Annotated in this window: 19 protein-coding genes; 14 read left to right on the forward strand and 5 right to left on the reverse strand. The window is 55.7% G+C overall.

Translation table 11 applies throughout. From position 1 onward, the window contains the following. The first annotated feature begins 498 nt into the window (after window positions 1–498). Entirely contained in the window at window positions 499–1,134 is a 636-nt protein-coding gene (locus ACLHDD_RS03540) for a carbonic anhydrase (RefSeq protein ID WP_128085280.1), read from the forward strand. Window positions 1,135–1,252: 118 nt separating this feature from the next. Continuing rightward, the gene (locus tag ACLHDD_RS03545) at window positions 1,253–2,389 is read left to right on the forward strand and encodes a PQQ-dependent sugar dehydrogenase (protein ID WP_427102964.1); all 1,137 of its coding nucleotides are present in this window, start codon (window positions 1,253–1,255) and stop codon (window positions 2,387–2,389) included. Between the two features lie 122 nt (window positions 2,390–2,511). Here ACLHDD_RS03545 and ACLHDD_RS03550 read toward each other — a convergent pair whose 3' ends face one another. After that, on the reverse strand, window positions 2,512–3,168 hold the full coding sequence (locus ACLHDD_RS03550; RefSeq protein ID WP_427102965.1) for an HAD family hydrolase: 657 nt from the start codon (window positions 3,166–3,168) through the stop codon (window positions 2,512–2,514). 271 nt (window positions 3,169–3,439) lie between these two features. On the opposite strand from ACLHDD_RS03550, the gene ACLHDD_RS03555 reads away from it, so the two are divergent. Then, window positions 3,440–4,642: a serine hydrolase gene (locus tag ACLHDD_RS03555; RefSeq protein ID WP_427102966.1), complete on the forward strand. Its 1,203-nt coding sequence runs from the start codon at window positions 3,440–3,442 to the stop codon at window positions 4,640–4,642. Between the two features lie 219 nt (window positions 4,643–4,861). On the opposite strand, the gene ybjG is transcribed toward ACLHDD_RS03555, so the two are convergent. Both ybjG and ACLHDD_RS03565 read right to left on the reverse strand, forming a co-directional pair. Next, entirely contained in the window at window positions 4,862–5,467 is a 606-nt protein-coding gene (ybjG, locus tag ACLHDD_RS03560) for an undecaprenyl-diphosphate phosphatase (RefSeq protein ID WP_427102967.1), read from the reverse strand. A gap of 412 nt (window positions 5,468–5,879) precedes the next feature. Beyond that, a complete protein-coding gene (locus ACLHDD_RS03565; RefSeq protein WP_427102968.1) occupies window positions 5,880–7,568 on the reverse strand; it encodes an aspartate:alanine antiporter in 1,689 nt (562 codons plus the stop codon). 258 nt (window positions 7,569–7,826) lie between these two features. On the opposite strand from ACLHDD_RS03565, the gene ybjM reads away from it, so the two are divergent. Beyond that, entirely contained in the window at window positions 7,827–8,192 is a 366-nt protein-coding gene (ybjM, locus tag ACLHDD_RS03570; RefSeq protein WP_427102969.1) for an inner membrane protein YbjM, read from the forward strand. Between the two features lie 74 nt (window positions 8,193–8,266). On the opposite strand, the gene ACLHDD_RS03575 is transcribed toward ybjM, so the two are convergent. Continuing rightward, window positions 8,267–8,530 carry a GrxA family glutaredoxin gene (locus tag ACLHDD_RS03575; RefSeq protein WP_427102970.1) on the reverse strand — a complete coding sequence of 88 codons (264 nt, stop codon included), beginning with the start codon at window positions 8,528–8,530 and terminating at the stop codon, window positions 8,267–8,269. Window positions 8,531–8,784: 254 nt separating this feature from the next. Here ACLHDD_RS03575 and ACLHDD_RS03580 point away from each other — a divergent pair, with 254 nt between their 5' ends. The 10 genes from ACLHDD_RS03580 (at window position 8,785) to rlmC (ending at window position 17,543) form a co-directional block, all read left to right on the forward strand. Next, complete coding sequence (locus ACLHDD_RS03580; RefSeq protein WP_427102971.1) at window positions 8,785–9,036, forward strand: DUF1418 family protein; 252 nt, start codon at window positions 8,785–8,787, stop codon at window positions 9,034–9,036. Window positions 9,037–9,052: 16 nt separating this feature from the next. Then, window positions 9,053–9,775, forward strand: coding sequence for an oxygen-insensitive NADPH nitroreductase (gene nfsA, locus ACLHDD_RS03585; RefSeq protein ID WP_427102972.1), 723 nt, complete (start codon window positions 9,053–9,055; stop codon window positions 9,773–9,775). A gap of 20 nt (window positions 9,776–9,795) precedes the next feature. Next, window positions 9,796–10,698, forward strand: coding sequence for a 30S ribosomal protein S6--L-glutamate ligase (rimK, locus tag ACLHDD_RS03590; protein WP_427102973.1), 903 nt, complete (start codon window positions 9,796–9,798; stop codon window positions 10,696–10,698). A gap of 87 nt (window positions 10,699–10,785) precedes the next feature. Further along, entirely contained in the window at window positions 10,786–11,265 is a 480-nt protein-coding gene (locus ACLHDD_RS03595; RefSeq protein ID WP_313652542.1) for a YbjN domain-containing protein, read from the forward strand. Between the two features lie 382 nt (window positions 11,266–11,647). After that, on the forward strand, window positions 11,648–12,757 hold the full coding sequence (gene potF, locus ACLHDD_RS03600; protein WP_427102974.1) for a spermidine/putrescine ABC transporter substrate-binding protein PotF: 1,110 nt from the start codon (window positions 11,648–11,650) through the stop codon (window positions 12,755–12,757). Between the two features lie 123 nt (window positions 12,758–12,880). Next, window positions 12,881–14,014, forward strand: a complete 1,134-nt coding sequence (gene potG, locus ACLHDD_RS03605; RefSeq protein WP_288475903.1) for a putrescine ABC transporter ATP-binding subunit PotG — start codon at window positions 12,881–12,883, stop codon at window positions 14,012–14,014. Window positions 14,015–14,023: 9 nt separating this feature from the next. Continuing rightward, complete coding sequence (gene potH / locus ACLHDD_RS03610; RefSeq protein WP_427102975.1) at window positions 14,024–14,986, forward strand: putrescine ABC transporter permease PotH; 963 nt, start codon at window positions 14,024–14,026, stop codon at window positions 14,984–14,986. Next, window positions 14,983–15,828: a putrescine ABC transporter permease PotI gene (gene potI, locus ACLHDD_RS03615; RefSeq protein WP_427102976.1), complete on the forward strand. Its 846-nt coding sequence runs from the start codon at window positions 14,983–14,985 to the stop codon at window positions 15,826–15,828. Before potH ends, potI begins: the two co-directional genes overlap by 4 nt. 75 nt (window positions 15,829–15,903) lie before the next feature. Further along, entirely contained in the window at window positions 15,904–16,371 is a 468-nt protein-coding gene (locus ACLHDD_RS03620; protein WP_427102977.1) for a YbjO family protein, read from the forward strand. Window positions 16,372–16,412: 41 nt separating this feature from the next. After that, window positions 16,413–17,543, forward strand: coding sequence for a 23S rRNA (uracil(747)-C(5))-methyltransferase RlmC (gene rlmC / locus ACLHDD_RS03625; protein ID WP_427102978.1), 1,131 nt, complete (start codon window positions 16,413–16,415; stop codon window positions 17,541–17,543). A gap of 37 nt (window positions 17,544–17,580) precedes the next feature. On the opposite strand, the gene ACLHDD_RS03630 is transcribed toward rlmC, so the two are convergent. Then, window positions 17,581–18,312, reverse strand: a complete 732-nt coding sequence (locus tag ACLHDD_RS03630; RefSeq protein WP_427102979.1) for an arginine ABC transporter substrate-binding protein — start codon at window positions 18,310–18,312, stop codon at window positions 17,581–17,583. Window positions 18,313–18,421 lie beyond the last annotated feature (109 nt).

Here is an 18,421-nt window from a genome sequence, read left to right on the forward strand (position 1 = left end):
GTCGGGCACGACTGCGCAGACCAGGGGAGTATTGCGCGAGCCGGTCTGGCGCGACCATCCCTTATCATCAGTCTATCCTCTATTTCTGAACCCTCTCTCTTTCTGCGCCCCCTTGTGCAATGCCCGACGTTTCAGATGCCTGGCAGGGGCACCTGGCGCAATCGCGCGGTCAGGGCAGGGCTGCGCACAAAACAGCATTTTATGACCCTCCCCGGCGTAAAGTAGTGAAAAAACGCGTAAAAGCCCGTCACCTGTCTGATGCAAAAACGCAGCGGAGCCATCTCTCTCCATTTCCAGTAACCTGCGGTGCTGTAAAAAGAAATTGGCGCTGAAGATGTCGAATCACGGATAAGCGAAACGCTGCGCAGGGCAAGGTTTTACTACAGAGTAAAAAACGTGGGTTGATATTCACTTGTTTTCATTAATAATAAACCCGCTAACCCCACTGAGGGGGCTATGCCCCTCAGGTAATGAAATGGATAATGTGAGAGCTAAATAATGAAAGAGATCATCAACGGATTTCTGAATTTCCAGCAGAATGTGTTTCCTGAAAGGAAGGATCTTTTCAAAAGCCTGGCGTCAAATCAAAATCCAAAAGCGCTGTTCATCTCCTGTTCAGACAGCCGTCTGGTGCCTGAACTGGTCACGCAGCAGGAGCCAGGAGAGCTGTTCGTTATCCGCAATGCGGGCAACATCGTGCCTTCTTTTGGTCCGGAGCCAGGTGGTGTCTCGGCCACAATCGAATATGCCGTGGTTGCGCTGGGCGTATCTGACATCATCATCTGCGGGCACTCCAACTGTGGTGCAATGAACGCGATTGCCTCCTGCGCCTGCATGGATACCATGCCGGCTGTTGAGCACTGGCTGCGCTACGCTGATGCGGCGAAAGCCGTGGTCGAGCAGCGTGAGTATGACTCGCCAGAGAAGAAACTGAACGAGATGGTAAAAGAGAACGTTATCGCTCAGCTGAACAACATGAAAACCCATCCTTCAGTTTCCGTCGCACTGCGTAACGGCAAGCTGCGTCTGCACGGCTGGGTTTATGATATTGAAAGCGGCACCATTATGGCGCTGACCCAGGGCGGTAAGCAGTTCATCACCCTGTCTGATAATCCTGATACCTGTTTCGAATAATGCCTTTCGCCCGCTGCAGCCGGTAGCGGGCTTCCTGTTTAATCTTTTGTAAATCCTCAGGTTCACTGCGCGGCGCGTGACTACCCTTAAGGGCACGTTACCCCGTCAGGAGAACACTATGTCCCGTCTTTCAACTGTCCTGCTGCTGAGCAGTACACTGTTCTGTGCCTCGCCGCTGTTTGCCGCCGACGTCAAAGTGGAGGTCTTACAGGATAAGTTACAACATCCATGGTCGGTTGCGTTTCTGCCGGACAACAAGACCCTGCTGATTACCGAACGCAGCGGCCAGCTTCGCAGCTGGAGCCCTCAGGGTGGGCTGTCGCAGCCGATCGCGGGCGTGCCAGCCGTCTGGGCAGAGCGGCAGAGCGGCCTGCTGGATGTGGTGCTGGCGCCCGATTTCGCCACCAGCCGTCATGTCTGGCTCAGCTATACCAAAGCGAACAGCAAAGGCAAAGCGGGCGCCGTGGTGGGCGTGGGCACGCTGAGCCAGGATAACCGCAGGCTTAGCGATTTCCGTGAGGTGATCCGTCAGACGCCACAGCTCTCCAGCGGCAATAACATCGGCACCCGGCTGGCGTTTGATACCCAGGGTTACCTCTGGATTGCCTTCGGCGATAACTTCGTCAGCAGCGCGGCGCAGGATCCCGATAAGCTGCAGGGTAAACTGCTGCGGCTCAATGCGGATGGCAGCGTGCCAGACGATAACCCGTTTGTAAAACAGCGCGGCGCACGACCTGAGATCTGGGCCTATGGCCTGCGTAATCCGCAGGGCCTGGCGCTTAATCCCTGGACCGGCATGATATGGGAAAGTGAGCACGGCCCGCGCGGCGGCGATGAAGTGAATATCATGAGCCGCGGGAAAAATTATGGCTGGCCGCTGGCAACGTACGGTATCGATTACAATGGTGACAAAGTGCCGGAATCTCAGGGCACCCATGTAGCAGGCACCGAACAGCCTCTCTGGCACTGGAAGGTGTCGCCCGCCATCAGCGGCATGGCCTTCTACAACAGCGCCCGTTTTCCGCAGTGGAAAAACTCACTGTTTATCGGCGCGTTAAAAGAGAAAAATTTGATCAGGCTGACGCTCAACGGCGAGAAAGTGGTGGAGGAGCAGCGTCTGCTGGACGATCAGAAAGCGAGGATCCGCGATGTGCGCCAGGGGCCGGATGGTTATCTCTATGTGCTGACGGATGAGGCTAACGGTAAGCTGCTGAAGGTGGGTTTAGCGCAGGATGCTGGCGCATCCCGCGGCTAAAGGTCGGGTTACTCTGTCAGTCCGGGCCGGGCAGTGCGCCCCTCGCTGAGTGAAACGGGGTGTTCCACACTCTCCGGGCCGGACTGCCTGCAGGTCTGCCGCCTCTGGGCGCAGGTGCTGAGTCAGCGCGCCCAGTGGCAGACCTGCCATCCGCGGTTAACCGCTTCCCGATGCAGCTGTTCATCCGGGTTAATGACATGGGCATGATCGGCCTGCTCCAGCAGCGGCAGGTCGTTCAGCGAATCGCTGTAGGCCCAGGTGCGCTCAAAGGTTTCATCCTGCTGCAGGGCTTTCCAGTCACCCAGTCGGGTCACTTTACCCTGTTTATAGGTCATCGTGCCGTAGGTGTTGCCGCTGTAGCGTTCGTCTACGATCTCTACGCCGATCGCCAGCGCGCCGCAGGCCCCCAGTTTTTCCGCAATCGGCACCACCAGATGTTCGCCGCTGGCGGAGATGACCATCACTCTGTCACCGCGGGCCCGATGCCACTCAATTCGTTCGCGGGCGGCAGGGTAGACGCGGGGCAGGATGTCACGATGAATAAAACGCCGCACCCAGCCCTCGACGGTCAGCGTCGCCATACCGATCAGGGGGGAGAGCGTTTTGTTCATGTACTCTTCAATCGAAAGCGTGCCGGCATAATACTGACTCATTAATGCCTGTTCCTGCTCGATCAGTTCGCGGGGGGCGAATCCCTGTGAGACCAGCCAGCGCAACCACAGGCTGGTGCTGTCTTCACAAATCAGTGTTTCATCGAGATCAAAAAGGGCTAAGTCCATGGTCGGTCTCCTCGGCTGAGTGGCTTTCAGGTTAGCCGAAAATTGTGACGGGCTTAACTCTTCTGCGAAAAATCGGAATTTCACGCAGTTGTGATGGCGCTACTATGATGGCTGAATGCCCCGCAGCGGCGACCCTTCCGGGCGGATTCGACCAAACTTTAAAAAACTTTACGATTCGACGGTTTTTTTCGCCGCCATCAACGGTTAGCGTTTGAGTGAGAATTTTCTGCCTCGGGAATTTCGTTTCAACAAGGACAATCCGGCCAAGCCCATGACAAACACTCGCTTTACATCTCGCCTCCGGCACCTCGCTGCCACCTCATTACTGATTCTTGCCCCCGTCAGCGTGTTTGCTGAGCAGGCTCCTGCCGCGCCCGGCATCGACGCAAAAGCGTGGATCCTGATGGACTACGCCAGCGGCAAAGTGTTAGCCGAATCGAGTGCCGATCAGCGCCTCGACCCCGCCAGCCTGACAAAAATGATGACCAGCTATGTTGTGGGTCAGGCGATCAAGGCGGGCAAAATCAAACCGGATGATAGGGTTACTGTCGGCCAGGACGCCTGGGCAACCGGTAATCCTAAGCTGCGCGGCTCTTCACTCATGTTCCTTAAACCGGGCGATCGCATCCCGGTGCACGAGCTGAATAAAGGCATCGTGATCCAGTCCGGCAATGATGCCTGCATCGCGCTGGCGGATTATGTGGCGGGAAGCCAGGACGCCTTTATCGGTCTGATGAACAATTACGTGAAGGCGATGGGGCTGCAGAATACGCACTTTATGACGGTACATGGTCTGGATGCCGAAGGGCAATACAGTACTGCGCGCGACATGGCACTGATTGCTCAGGCGCTGATCCGCGATGTACCCGAAGAGTATGCGCTGAACAAAGAGAAAGAGTTCACCTTCAACAAAATCCGGCAGATTAACCGTAACCGTCTGCTGTGGAGCACCAACCTCAATGTGGATGGTGTCAAAACCGGCCATACCTCCGGCGCGGGCAATAATCTGGTGGCGTCGGCGACCGAAGGTGACATGCGCCTGATCTCGGTGGTACTGGGCACCGGCAGCGATGCGATCCGTTTCCGCGAGAGCGAAAAGCTGCTGACGTGGGGCTTCCGTTTCTTTGAAACTGTCACGCCGATTAAGGCCGATGCTCCCTTTGCGCAGCAGCGGGTCTGGTTTGGCGATCGCAGTCAGGTCAATCTGGGCGTGGCAAAAGATGCTGCGCTGACCATCCCGAAAGGACAGATGAAGAACCTCAAAGCAAGCTACAAACTCACTACGCCGCACCTTGAAGCGCCACTGAAGAAAAATCAGGTGGTGGGCACCATCGATTTCCAGCTGGATGGGAAGACTATCGAACAGCGGCCGCTGGTGGTGATGCAGGATGTGCAGGAAGGCGGCTTCTTCAGCCGGATGTTTGACTTCGTGATGATGAAATTCAACGGCTGGTTCGGGAAGTGGTTCTCATGAGTTATCAGGGACGCTGAGGCGTCCCTGACAGCGTTGACTCAGGAGGGCCCTGAGGGGGCGTACAGCGCCTGTCAAGGGAAAACGGTCAGCCTGAAAAGACGCAAAGTGTTCATCCCTGAGAGGGGCCTCCCGCACGATTGATGATGCGGGAGGCTTTCTTCCCCTGTCCCTTGTGTTAGCTTGTCCTTTGCGATGAGCTCCTGACCCACACTCCCTTTTTTAATTCTGCGTCCAGCCTTTGCGAATCGGCACGGCAAACAGCGCGCGATAGAGCGGATTAATGACCGCCAGCAGTCGTTCGCCATAAAACTGCCATGCCAGATGCGAAGCCAGACAGCTCAACAGACCTACCAGGAAGCCGCCCAGCATATCCATTGGCCAGTGCACACCCAGATAGACCCGTGACCAGGCGATAGCGCAACCCACCATCATCAGCACCACGCCCGACCAGAGGCGATGCCAGAAGATAAAGGCCAGCGCAAAGGTAAATATGGTGGTGCCGTGATCGCTGGGATAGGAGTCATCGGCAGCATGATGCAGGAACTGATAACCGAAACCGATGGCGAAAGGGCGGGGATGCGGTAACAGCTGGCCGACACACCAGGAGATCGCCAGCGCATAAATCAGCGCCATACCGGTTTTCAGAACCAGTACCCGCTGCGAAGAAACCTGATCGCGTGGTCCCCAGAGCCACATAGCCACAATTAACAGCGGCACAATAGCAATCAGATCTTTGGCAATAAAGGTTGCCAGTTGCAGTAACCAGGCAGGTGACGCCGGTGTGGCGTTGATGGCAGTAAACAGGGCGTGATTCAGCTCTTCCATTTCGGGATAAATTCCTCAGCAGGCAGTGCGGTTAACAACAGCGGATGACATAGCGTCAGGCCGTCAGCTAACTGCGGCAAAAAACGATCGGCGACGGCGCGCTCCCCCAATTAATCAGCACAAATTGCTAATCAAACAGCGTTCCATCCTGCTTTTTACAGTGCTGTTCGTCCATAGAAAGGCTCTTAATCTGGGGGCGAGTTGTGGAATGGTTTAAGTTTTATGACAATGCAGAGACGGTAAGATGATGATTCAGCGGCGTCAGGGCGGAAGGACGGCGAAAAAAGGGATAAAAAAACCCGCCGGGAAAAAGACCAGCGGGCTCCACAATTTGGGGATTTTCAAAGAAAAGCAGTGGCACTTATTATGACTACGGCTTAACAATAAAGTTCTGGACGTCGTTAAAAAAATTTTATAAGGGCAATATCGGCCAGATAATCACAATCAGCGTGCCAGCCAGCGTCAGTAAAACGTTGGCAATGGCATAGGTGCCGGCATAGCCCAGCGCCGGAATATTGCTGCGTGCCGTGTCGCTGATAATCTCCATGGCCGGCGCGCAGGTGCGTGCGCCCATAATGGCGCCAAACAGCAGGGCGCGGTTCATCCGCAGCACGTAGGCACCAAACAGATAGCAGATGATCACCGGCACCAGGCTGACCAGCAGGCCGCACAGCAGCATCATCACACCGTCGCTGCTGATGCCGTGATTGATGCCGCTGCCGGCACTTAAACCCACGCCCGCCATAAACACCATCAGGCCGAACTCTTTGACCATCGTCAGGGCGCCCTGCGGAATATAGCCAAAGGTGGGATGGTTGGCTCGCAGGAAGCCGAGCATAATCCCGGCGAACAGCAGACCCGCCGCATTACCGATACCGAAACTGAAGTTGCTGAACTGGAATGTGATCAGCCCAATCATCAGCCCCACAATAAAGAAAGCACAGAATGCCAGCAGATCGGTCATCTGACTGTGAATGGCGATAAAGCCAATGCGATCCGCCACGCTTTTTACCCGTCGCGCCTCGCCGCTGACCTGCAGCACATCCCCTTTATTGAGCATAATGCTGTCGTCAATCGGCATCTCAATCTGACTGCGGATAACCCGGTTCAGGAAGCAGCCGTGATCGGTAAGGTTTAACTTGCTCAGGCGTTTGTTAACCGCATTATGGTTCTTCACCACGATCTCTTCGGTGACGATACGCATATCCAGCAGGTCGCGATCGAACACCTCTTTACCGTTGCGGAAGCTGGGGTCGAGCCGGGCGTGAGCATCAGGATAACCGACCAGTGAAATGTCATCGCCAAGCTGCAACACCGCATCACCATCGGGACTGGCAAGAATACCGTTGCGGCGGATGCGTTCAATGTAGCAGCCGGTCTGACGGTAGATACCCAGTTCGCGCAGGTTTTTACCGCCGCTCCACGCGACCAGCTCCGGACCGACACGGTAGGCACGGATCACCGGCAGGAAGACTTTGCGCTGGCTGTCGGCATCCAGCCCGCGCTCACGGGCAATCTGCTGGGCGCAGGTCGGGAGATCCTGATGTTGCAGGCGGGGCAAATAACGCGCACCGAATATCAGGCTGACCAGCCCGATCAGATAAGTCACGGCATAGCCGAGGCTCAGCTGGTCCTGCATCATGCCAAGCTGCTTTGGATCGGCGATGCTTTGTCGCAGCGTGTCGCCTGCCCCGACCAGAACTGGCGTGGAGGTCATTGATCCAGCCAGCATCCCTGCAGTGAGACCGATATCCCAGCCAAAGAGTTTGCCCAGCCCGAGCGCCAGTGCCAGCGCGCTAACCACCATGACGATGGCGAGCATGAAATAGTTTTTGCCGTCGCGAAAGAAAATCGAAAAAAAGTTGGGACCGGCTTCCACACCCACACAAAAAATAAACAGCATAAAGCCCAGACTCAGGGCATCCGTATTAATCGTGAAGTGCTGCTGGCCTAACAGGAGAGAAACAACCAATACGCCAATTGAATTTCCCAGCTGAACCGAACCAAGGCGTAATTTACCCAGACAGAGGCCAAGCGCTAAAACGACAAATAATAACAAAATGTCATTTCCGCTTAACAACCCTGCGACGTTAATATTCACTGTTTAACTTCTTGTTTACATGTAACCTGTTGAAGAGTGGCCTGTTTTTCGCTATCGTGAACGGGCCGTTGAAAAACCGTTGTATCAACACTGCCAATGGAACCTTTAGTGCGGCGCTATTCTAATCACAAATATCATCCTCAGCCATTGGCACGTTGTTTTCGTTGCCACGGTGAACTGTTTCTTTTTATTTCCATCTGAACGCATCAGGGTTAACAGCAGGTTATTGTCAGAATTACTTTTCATCAGTGGGGTGATATGCCGCAGCGTTCTTATCTCTGGAGTTCCCGCCTGTGCGGCGTGGTTCTGTACAGTCTGGTGTTTGTCTTTACCTGTCATTTCTGGCAGGTCGGTCCCGGTCCGCTTCGTGGCCAGCCTGAACTCTTGCTGTTTATGTTGCCCGGCATCGTGATAGCCCTGTTGCAGGTGGAAAGCCCGTTAAAAAGTACGCTGATGATGGGATTGTGGGGAACATTAGTGGGCACTGTCCTGTTAAATAACAGCCTGTTTGATTACAGCAGCACACTCTTTGTGCTTGCCTGGTGCCTGAGCGCACTTTTCTGGGCGGGCTGCGGTGCGCTGCTGGTACGGTTGATGCAGATTGTGCTGGCGTCACTTCAGTAACGGCTCACGGGCAGGAAATAAAAAGGCGAGACAGGGTGTTCCTGTCTCGCCTTTGCTGTTTCTGACATGACTGCTTACGCAGTAAAACCCAGATTTTCTTTGGTCCATGCAGCAAATTCGGTATAGCCACCGATATGTTTCTCATCCACAAAAATCTGCGGTACGGTGCTGACCGGTTTGCCAGCGCTGGCTTCCAGATCGGCTTTGGTAATGCCTTCTGCCTGGATATCAACATACTGGTAGCTAAAGTCATCGCGCTCAGCAGTCAGTTTGTCGGCCAGTTCATGAGCACGGACACAATAGGGACAGCCCGGGCGACCAAAAATTACAGCAATCATTGAGAACTCCTTACAGCGACTATTATGTGACGGATATCACACAACAAAACAGAGAATGGGATCCATGATGCCCGCTCGTATCGCTTAAGGAAAGCAGGATTTGCCTGTTAGTCTGATGCCCGCTCGCTATAACTGCGTGAGCAGGAAGCGTCTGAATCCGATGTTTTTTCGCCCGTGGGCGGGCGTATCCCGCGCAATTTTGGGGTTGTTGACCATAATTGACGCTCAGTCATCCGCAAAGGCAGGAGGATGTGATGCAGAGTCTGGCCCGATTACCACGAGTTGTGCTGCTGCTTGAAGCGGCGGGTGGCCTGCTTATTCTGGGCGCGCTGTTGCTGATTAATCACTGGCTGCCGCTGCCCGGTCAGAGGGACGCCAGCACACCGGCCACCGTACTGTTTATCACGGGTGTGCTCCTGATGCTGCCTGCAGCCTGGCTGTTAATGTGGCGTACCGCGAAAGCGATCGCGCCACAGCTGTTTAATCAGATTGATAAAAAAAGATAAAATTGCTGGAGACTTTATGACACCGACCATTGATTTACTGTGTAGCCACCGTTCCATTCGCGCGTTTACTGACCAGCCCGTCAGCGAGGCGCAACGTGAGGCGATTATTACTGCGGCGCAATCGGCCTCCACCTCCAGCTTTTTACAGTGCTCATCCATCGTGCGTATCACCGATAAGGCATTGCGTGACAAGCTGGTCCCTCTGACAGGCGGGCAGACCTGGGTGGCAGATGCGGCGGAATTCTGGATCTTCTGCGCTGACTTCAATCGCCATCTGCAGATTTGTCCGGATGCGCAGCTGGGCCGTGCCGAGCAGCTGTTGCTGGGCTGTGTGGACACCGCGCTGATGGCGCAGAATGCGATGGTTGCAGCCGAATCCCTTGAGCTGGGGGGCGTCTTTATCGGTGGAATCCGTAACAGTATTGCGGAGGTGACCGAACTGCTGGGACTGCCAAAATTTGTTCTGCCGCTGTTCGGTTTCTGCCTGGGTCATCCGGAGTCAAAACCAGACGTAAAACCGCGTATGCCACACGCGATGCTGGTGCATGAGAACCGCTACCATCCGCTGGATCCGGCGGTGCTGGCAGAATACGATAGCCGCACAGAACTCTATTATCAGCAGCGCGACAGTAACCAGCGTAGCGAAACCTGGAGCGAACTGATTCAGCGCCTGATCATCAAAGAGACACGTCCGTTCATGCTGGATTATCTGCATCAGCAGGGCTGGGCCACGCGTTAAATCAGAAACGGAGAGCGGAGATGAAGATAGCCATTCTGTCACGCGATGAAACGCTCTACTCCAGTCAGCGACTGCGTGACGAGGCAGCTGTACGCGGCCATGCTGTGCAGATCATCGATCCGCTCTCCTGTTATATGAACATCAACCCGGCCTCTCCGGCGGTTCACTATCGGGGTGAACCGCTGGCGCATTTTGATGCCGTGATCCCGCGTATTGGTAATGCCATTACCTTTTATGGCACGGCGGTGCTGCGGCAGTTTGAGATGTGCGGCAGCTATCCGCTCAATGAGTCCGCCGCTATTACCCGCACCCGTGACAAGCTGCGCTCGCTTCAGCTACTGGCACGGGAGGGAATCGACATGCCGGTCACCGGCTTTGCCTCTTCACCCGACGACACTCAGGATCTGATCGCGATGGTGGGTGGGGCGCCGCTGGTGGTTAAGCTGGTCGAGGGCACGCAGGGCATTGGCGTGGTGCTGGCGGAAACCCGTCAGGCGGCAGAGAGTGTCATCGATGCCTTTCGCGGCCTGAATGCGCACATTCTGGTGCAGGAATTTATTAAAGAAGCTGAAGGGCGCGATATCCGCTGCCTGGTGATCGGCAACCAGGTGGTGGCCGCCATCGAACGGGTGGCGAAAGAGGGCGATTTTCGCTCTAATCTGCACCGTGGTGGTAAAGCGTATCCGGTGGCGATTACGCAGCAGGAGCGGCAGATCGCCGTGCAGGCGGCGGCGACGCTGGGACTGGACGTAGCGGGCGTCGATATTCTGCGCGCCCACCGTGGTCCGCTGGTCATGGAAGTCAACGCCTCACCCGGTCTGGAAGGTATCGAGCGCTGCTGCGAGCTGAACATTGCCGGCCTGATGATCGCGCATATCGAGCAGCAGGCTATCCCCGGGCTCCGTCCTAAAACCGCTGGCTGATACGCGCTTTTCAGTAGTTTTCGTGGCATCGTCGCGCATTTTTCCGTAAGCTAAGTCGCCTGTTTATCACCCCACTGAGATTTTACGATGGATTCTCTTGTCGTTCCGGATATCGACCTGTTGCGTCGCTGGCTGGATCAGCAAAATATCACCTGGTTCGAATGCGATGCCTGTCAGGCACTTCATCTGCCACACATGCAAAACTTCGATGGGGTGTTTGACGCCAAAATCGATCTGGTCGACAACGTCATTCTCTTTTCAGCGCTGGCTGAAGTGAAGCCGACGGCACTGATTCCGCTGGTCGGCGATTTGTCGCAAATCAATGCGAGTTCACTGACGGTGAAAGCATTTGTCGACATTCAGGATGATAATCTGCCGAAGCTCATTGTCTGTCAGTCTATGGTCACCACCGCCGGATTAACCTTCGGTCAGTTCTCGCACTTTATGAAGCAGAGCGAGGAGCAGATCTCTATGGTGATCCTGGAAGCCTTCGCCAATAATCTGCTGATTGTCGGCGAAGAAGAAGAGCACGTTCCGGTGACCAGTGTTCATTCCGTGCTGCACTAAGCCCGACACTGTCATTGATTAAGCCGTCCATGAGACGGCTTTTTTATTCCCGCCCTCTGCCATCGCCTTTTTTTATTCTGCATTTTGCCCTTTAATGCCAGATATTTGTCGTGCTTTATGCCATCAAAGCCGAACCTCATAGCTCAAACATGCATAAAATATCGGTTTCAGGCGTTTTTTACGCTGGGGTCTGGTGCAGCCTGACCGGGGGGCTATGCTTGCGGGGCTGTAACAGGCGCGTAACTTCGCCCCGGCTATAGGTTTTTGCTATTAAACTCCCGCTGAATAATGATTCATTGTGTCACTGACGTCTTGTACAGAACGCAATGCAGGGATCTCTGATTTGCAGCGTTGTAATGACCCGCTCAGGAGGATGGAAAATATGTTCAACTCACGTCAGAAATGGCTGTCAGCTGTGGTAGCTGCTGCGCTGATGGCCACCTCGGCCAGCAGCATGGCGGAAGACAAAACGCTGCATGTCTACAACTGGTCCGACTATATCTCGCCAGACACGGTGCCGAACTTCGAAAAGCAGTCCGGTATTAAAGTGGTCTACGATGTGTTTGACTCCAACGAAGTGCTGGAAGGCAAACTCATGGCGGGCAGCACCGGCTACGATGTGGTGGTGCCATCCTCCAGCTTCCTGGCGCGTCAGCTGCAGTCCGGCGTCTTCCAGCCGCTGGATAAGAGCAAACTGCCCAACTATAAAAATCTCGATCCGGCACTGATGGAAAAAGTGGCGCAGCACGATCCGGGTAACAAATATGCCATCCCTTATCTGTGGGGCACCACCGGCATCGGCTATAACATCGACAAGGTGAAAGCCGCGCTGGGTACGGATGCACCGGTCAACAGCTGGGATCTGGTGCTGAAGCCGGAAAACCTGGAGAAGCTGAAAAGCTGCGGCGTCTCCTTCCTGGATGCGCCAGAGGAGATCTTCGCCACGGTGCTCAACTATCTTGGCAAAGATCCGAACAGCGCCGATGCGAAAGAGTACTCGGGTGCGGCCACGGATCTGCTGCTGAAGCTGCGTCCGAACATCCGCTATTTCCATTCGTCGCAGTACATCAACGATCTGGCGAACGGCAATACCTGCGTGGCGATCGGCTGGTCAGGCGATATCCTGCAGGCGAAGAACCGTGCTGATGCCGCGAAAAACGGCGTGCATCTGGGTTACAGCGTGCCGAAAGAGGGGGCGCTGGCCTTCTTCGACATGATGGCGATCCCGAAAGATGCAAAAAATCTGGACGGTGCCTACGCCTGGCTCAACTACATCATGGATCCGAAAGTGATCGCTGATGTCTCTAACAAAATGAACTATGCCAACGGCAACAAAGCGTCACTGCCGCTGATCAACGCCGACATCCGCAACAATCCGGGGATCTTCCCGACGCCGGAAGCGATGTCGAAATTGTTTGTGCTGAAAGTCCAGGATCCAAAACTGGATCGTGTGCGTACGCGTGCATGGACTAAAGTAAAAAGTGGTAAGTAGTTCGTCCCGAGCGGATTGACCTGTCACGCATCAGCAACAGAGGCGCAGTGTCGGCCTCTGTTGTGCCATTTTTAGCGGCGGATATTGCCGCCATGTTCCGCCTGGCTCCGGAGAGAACCCTTTGTGAACGATGCTATTCCCCGTCCTCAACATAAAACCGCAAAGGCATTAACGCCCCTGCTGGAAATTCGCAACCTGACCAAATCCTTTGACGGCCAGCACGCTGTGGATGATGTCAGCCTGACCATCTACAAAGGTGAAATTTTCGCGCTGCTGGGCGCCTCAGGCTGCGGCAAGTCGACGCTGCTGCGCATGCTGGCCGGTTTTGAACCGCCCACCAGCGGTCAGATTGTGCTGGATGGTCAGGATCTGTCGCACGTAGCGCCCTATCAGCGCCCGATTAACATGATGTTTCAGTCCTACGCGCTGTTTCCCCACATGACGGTGGAGCAGAACATCGCCTTTGGTCTGAAGCAGGATCGGCTACCGAAAGGGGAGATCGCCAGCCGGGTCGCCGAGATGCTGGCGCTGGTGCACATGCAGGAGTTTGCGAAACGCAAACCGCATCAGCTCTCCGGCGGTCAGCGTCAGCGCGTGGCGCTGGCCCGCAGCCTGGCAAAACGCCCTAAGCTGCTGCTGCTGGATGAGCCGATGGGCGCGCTGGATAAAAAACTGCGCGACCGGATGCAGCTGGAAGTGGTCGATATTCTGGAGCGCGTCGGCGCCACCTGCGTGATGGTGACTCACGACCAGGAAGAGGCGATGACCATGGCAGGCCGCATCGCGATTATGAATCGCGGCAAGTTCGTGCAGATTGGCGAGCCGGAGGAGATCTACGAGCATCCGACCAGTCGCTACAGTGCGGAATTTATTGGCTCTGTGAACGTTTTTGAAGGCTTACTGCGTGAACGTCAGGCGGATGGCCTGGTGATCGACAGTCCTGGTCTGATGCATCCGCTGAAGGTCGACTCCGATGTTTCGGTAGTGGATAACGTGCCGGTGCACGTCGCGCTGCGGCCGGAAAAAGTGATGCTTTGCGATGAGGTGCCGGCCGACGGCTGTAACTTTGCAGTGGGTGAAGTGGTACATATCGCCTATCTCGGCGACCTCTCCATCTTCCATGTCCGTCTGCACAGCGGACAGATGATTAGCGCACAGTTGCAGAACGCGCATCGCTATCGCAAAGGGTTGCCGACCTGGGGAGATGAAGTGCGTCTCTGCTGGGAAAGCGACAGCTGCGTGGTGTTGACGGTTTAAGGAGCGACGATGAGCCAGATTTTTCAACGCGCCAAAGCGCCTGCCCGACTGGTCGGTACGCCGCTGCAGCGCTGGGCCACGCGGGTTAAAATGCAGCATGGCCGCAAACTGGTCATCGCCCTGCCTTATGTCTGGCTGGTGCTGCTGTTCCTGCTGCCGTTTCTGACAGTACTGAAAATCAGCTTCGCCGACATTGCGCGCGCGATTCCCCCGTACACCGAACTGGTGAGCTGGGCCGACGACCAGTTCAGCATCGTGCTGAATTTCGGCAACTACCTGACGCTGACTGACGATCCGCTTTATATCGACGCCTATCTGCAGTCGCTGAAAGTGGCGGCGATCTCCACGGTAATCTGCCTGCTGATTGGTTATCCGCTGGCCTGGGCGGTGGCGCACAGCAAGCCGTCGATGCGTTCCATCCTGCTGCTGCTGGTGATCCTGCCGTCATGGACCTCCTTCCTGGTGCGCGTCTACGCCTGGATGGGACTGCTGAACAACAACGGGATCCTGAATCGCTTCCTGATGTGGCTTGGCGTGATCGATCATCCGTTGGTGATCCTCTACACCAATACCGCGGTCTACATCGGTATCGTCTACTGCTATCTGCCGTTTATGGTGCTGCCGATCTACACCGCGCTGACGCGCATTGACTACTCGCTCGTTGAGGCGTCGCTGGACCTGGGGGCGCGTCCGCTGAAAACCTTCTTCAGCGTGATCGTGCCGTTGACCAAAGGCGGCATTATTGCCGGATCGATGCTGGTGTTTATTCCGGCGGTCGGAGAGTACGTGATCCCGGAACTGCTGGGCGGGCCGGACAGCATTATGATTGGCCGTATCCTGTGGCAGGAGTTCTTTAACAACCGTGACTGGCCGGTGGCCTCGGCGCTGGCGGTGATTATTCTGCTGATCCTGATTCTGCCGATTATCTGGTTCCACAAGCATCAAAACCGTGAAATGGGAGAGAAGGCATGAATAATCTGCCCACCATCCGCTCACCCTGGCGGACCGCCATTCTGGTGTGCTGTTTTCTGTTTCTCTATGCGCCGATGCTGCTGCTGGTGGTTTACTCCTTCAACAGCTCCCCGCTGGTAACCGTATGGGAGAGCTTCTCGTTCCACTGGTATAAGGTGCTGTTCCAGGACAGCGCGATGATAGATGCGGTGCTGCTGAGTCTGAGCATTGCCGGGCTTTCTGCCACAATGGCGGTGGTGCTGGGCACGCTGGCGGCGGTGATCATCGTGCGCTTCGGGCGCTTTCGCGGGCACAACGGCTTTGCCTTTATGCTGACAGCCCCGCTGGTGATGCCTGACGTGATCACCGGCCTGTCGCTGCTGCTGCTGTTTGTGGCGATGGGCAATGCCTTTGGCTGGCCATCTGAGCGCGGTATGCTGACTATCTGGCTGGCGCATGTCACCTTCTGTACGGCGTATGTGGCGGTAGTCATCAACTCGCGTCTGCGTGAACTGGACCGCTCAATTGAAGAGGCGGCGATGGATCTGGGTGCCACCCCTTTAAAGGTCTTTTTTGTGATAACCGTGCCCATGATTGCGCCGGCGATTGTCACCGGCTGGCTGCTGGCCTTTACCCTGTCACTCGACGATCTGGTGATTGCCAGCTTTGTCACCGGACCAGGCGCAACCACACTGCCTATGGCTATTTTCGCTACCGTGCGACGCGGCGTTAACCCGGAAATCAATGCGCTGGCTTCCCTGATTCTGTTTGTAGTCGGCCTTGTCGGTTTTATCGCCTGGCGGTTTATGGCACACGAAGAAAAACAGCGTTTGAGTGATATTCAGAAAGCTAAACGTGGCTGAAATCGCTATCCTTTGCCACTATATGAACGGGCCGGTTTATCCGGCCCGTTTTTTGATCCGGTGGAGTCAGGGACTATGTCAGACATCTCTAAAAGCAGCATTACGCTGGACAGTGCACCCGTTCCGGTAACGGTGGCAGGTATTGCGATTATTGCGACCCGCTGTCTGAGCGTTCTGATGCTGGCAAACGAGCTGGGTTACAGCGAACTCGCTAACTTTGTTCATCGCAGCGCCCAGTCCTGGGACGCGACACTGATTTTCATTGCCAGCCAGCTGATCTTCCTGTTTGAGCTGCGCTGCGCCTTTACCCTGATGCGCGGCAGTAACCGGGGACGCTGGGGCTATGTGGCAACACAAATTGTTGTGCTGATCTACATGCTGTTCGCCTCGCTCGGCGGGATCTATCCGGAAATTTTCAGTATTGATGGCGACAATAATGTCCAGATCATCCACCACACGCTGGCGCAGAAAATTCCCGATCTGCTGGTGCTGATGCTGCTGTTTGTGCCCGCCAGCAGTCGCGCATTTTTCAGGAAGCGATGATACAATCGCGCTCCGCCCGACCCGATCTTTAAGGCTTTACCATGCACTGCGCGCTCTATGACGCTGACCGTTGCCGCTCCTGTCAGTGGCTCGAAAAACCCTATTCCATGCAGCTGGACGACAAACAGGCGAGACTGGCGCAGTTACTGGCCGATCGGCCGGTAACGCAGTGGCTGCCGCCGGTGGCCTCCCCGCAGCAGGCATTTCGCAATAAAGCCAAGATGGTGGTCAGCGGTAGCGTCGAACGTCCGGTGCTGGGTCTGGTCCGGCCGGATGGTGAGGCTGTCGATCTCTGCGAATGTCCGCTCTATCCTGCCTCCTTCCAGCCGCTTTTTGCGGCACTGAAGCCGTTCATCGCCCGGGCCGGGCTGACACCCTATAACGTGGCGCGCAGACGCGGCGAACTGAAGTTCCTGCTGATAACGGAAAGTCAGCAGGGGGGCGTGATGCTGCGCTTCGTTCTGCGTTCAGACGCCAAAGTAGAACAGCTGCGTGCTGCGCTGCCGTGGCTGCAGCAGCAGTTGCCGCAGCTGGAGGTGATCTCTGCCAACATTCAGCCCGTGCACATGGCGATTCTGGAAGGGGATGAGGAGATTGCGCTGACGCCCGCTCAGGCGCTGCCGGAGAGTTTTAACGGCGTACCACTCTGGATCCGGCCGCAGAGCTTCTTTCAGACCAACCCGCAGGTCGCGAGCGCCCTCTATGCTACCGCGCGCGACTGGGTCAGGGCGCTGCCGGTCAACAGCATGTGGGATCTTTTCTGCGGCGTGGGCGGTTTTGGCCTGCACTGTGCGACACCGGAAATGACGCTGACCGGCATTGAAATCAGTGCCGAAGCGATTAAATGCGCCCGGCGTTCCGCCGGGATGCTGGGGCTGGAAAAGGTGCAGTTTGCGGCGCTGGACTCCACGGCGTTTGCGACCACGCGTGACGCGGTGCCTGAGCTGGTACTGGTAAACCCACCCCGTCGCGGGATTGGCGAGGCACTGTGTGACTATCTCAGCCAGATGGCCCCGGATTATCTGCTCTATTCGAGCTGCAATCCGCAGACGATGGCGCAGGACATTGCCCGGCTGGACGATTATGAGATTACGCAGGTGCAGCTGTTCGATATGTTTCCGCATACCGCCCATTTTGAGGTGCTGACGCTGTTAACCCGCCGTCAGCACTGAGCCGGATATGCGCCCCGCCACAGGGCGCAGCCTGACATTACTCCGGGAACCACTTCTGATTAAGCTGCTGCCAGCGGCCGCTGGTTTTCAGCTCAGCCAGCGCCTGATTAAACTCATTTAGCAGCGCGGTGTTGCCTTTACGCACGGCAATGCCCAGGCCTGTGCCGAAATAGTCGGTGTCGGTGACATGGTCGCCGACCGTGGCGAGCTGCGGATTGCTCTTCAGCCACTGGTTTACGACTGCGCTGTCGCCAAATACGCCATCCAGCCGGCCACTTTTTATATCCAGAATCGCATTCTGATAGCTGTCATACGCCACCACTTTCACTTCCGGATGCTTATCCTGCAGATACTTCTGGTGGGTGGTGCCGTTCTCAACGCCAATACGCTTGCCTTTCAGGTCGTTAAAGCTGCTGAATTTGTCTTTGGGCGCAATCACGATAGCGGAGTTCGCGTAATAGGGTTGGGTAAAATCAACCTGCTTACTGCGCTCGGCGGTGATATCCATGCCGGAGATCACCGCGTCATAACGACGAAACTTCAGTGACGGGATCAGACTGTCGAACGCGTTGTTAGTAAAGGTGCACTCCGCTTTCATCTGCTGACACAGCGCTTTGGCCAGATCGATGTCGAATCCGACCAGGTTGTTTTCCGGGTCCAGTGATTCAAACGGCGGATAGGTCGCTGAAGCGGCAAAGCGAATCTTTTCGGCGGCCTGGGCGCTCATAGCAAGCGAAACCAGCGCGGCGGCGATAATCCATTTTTTCATTTTATGAGTCCTGTGATGTGGTCAGCCAGAGAAGGCGATACCCTGCCATAAATTGAATTTTTATGCAATTGGTGTGATTTTTCAGGCGAAACGGGCGGGGGGCCGCCCG

The sequence above is a fragment of the Pantoea sp. NSTU24 genome, assembly GCF_050157905.1.
Classification (GTDB): Bacteria; Pseudomonadota; Gammaproteobacteria; order Enterobacterales; family Enterobacteriaceae; genus Pantoea.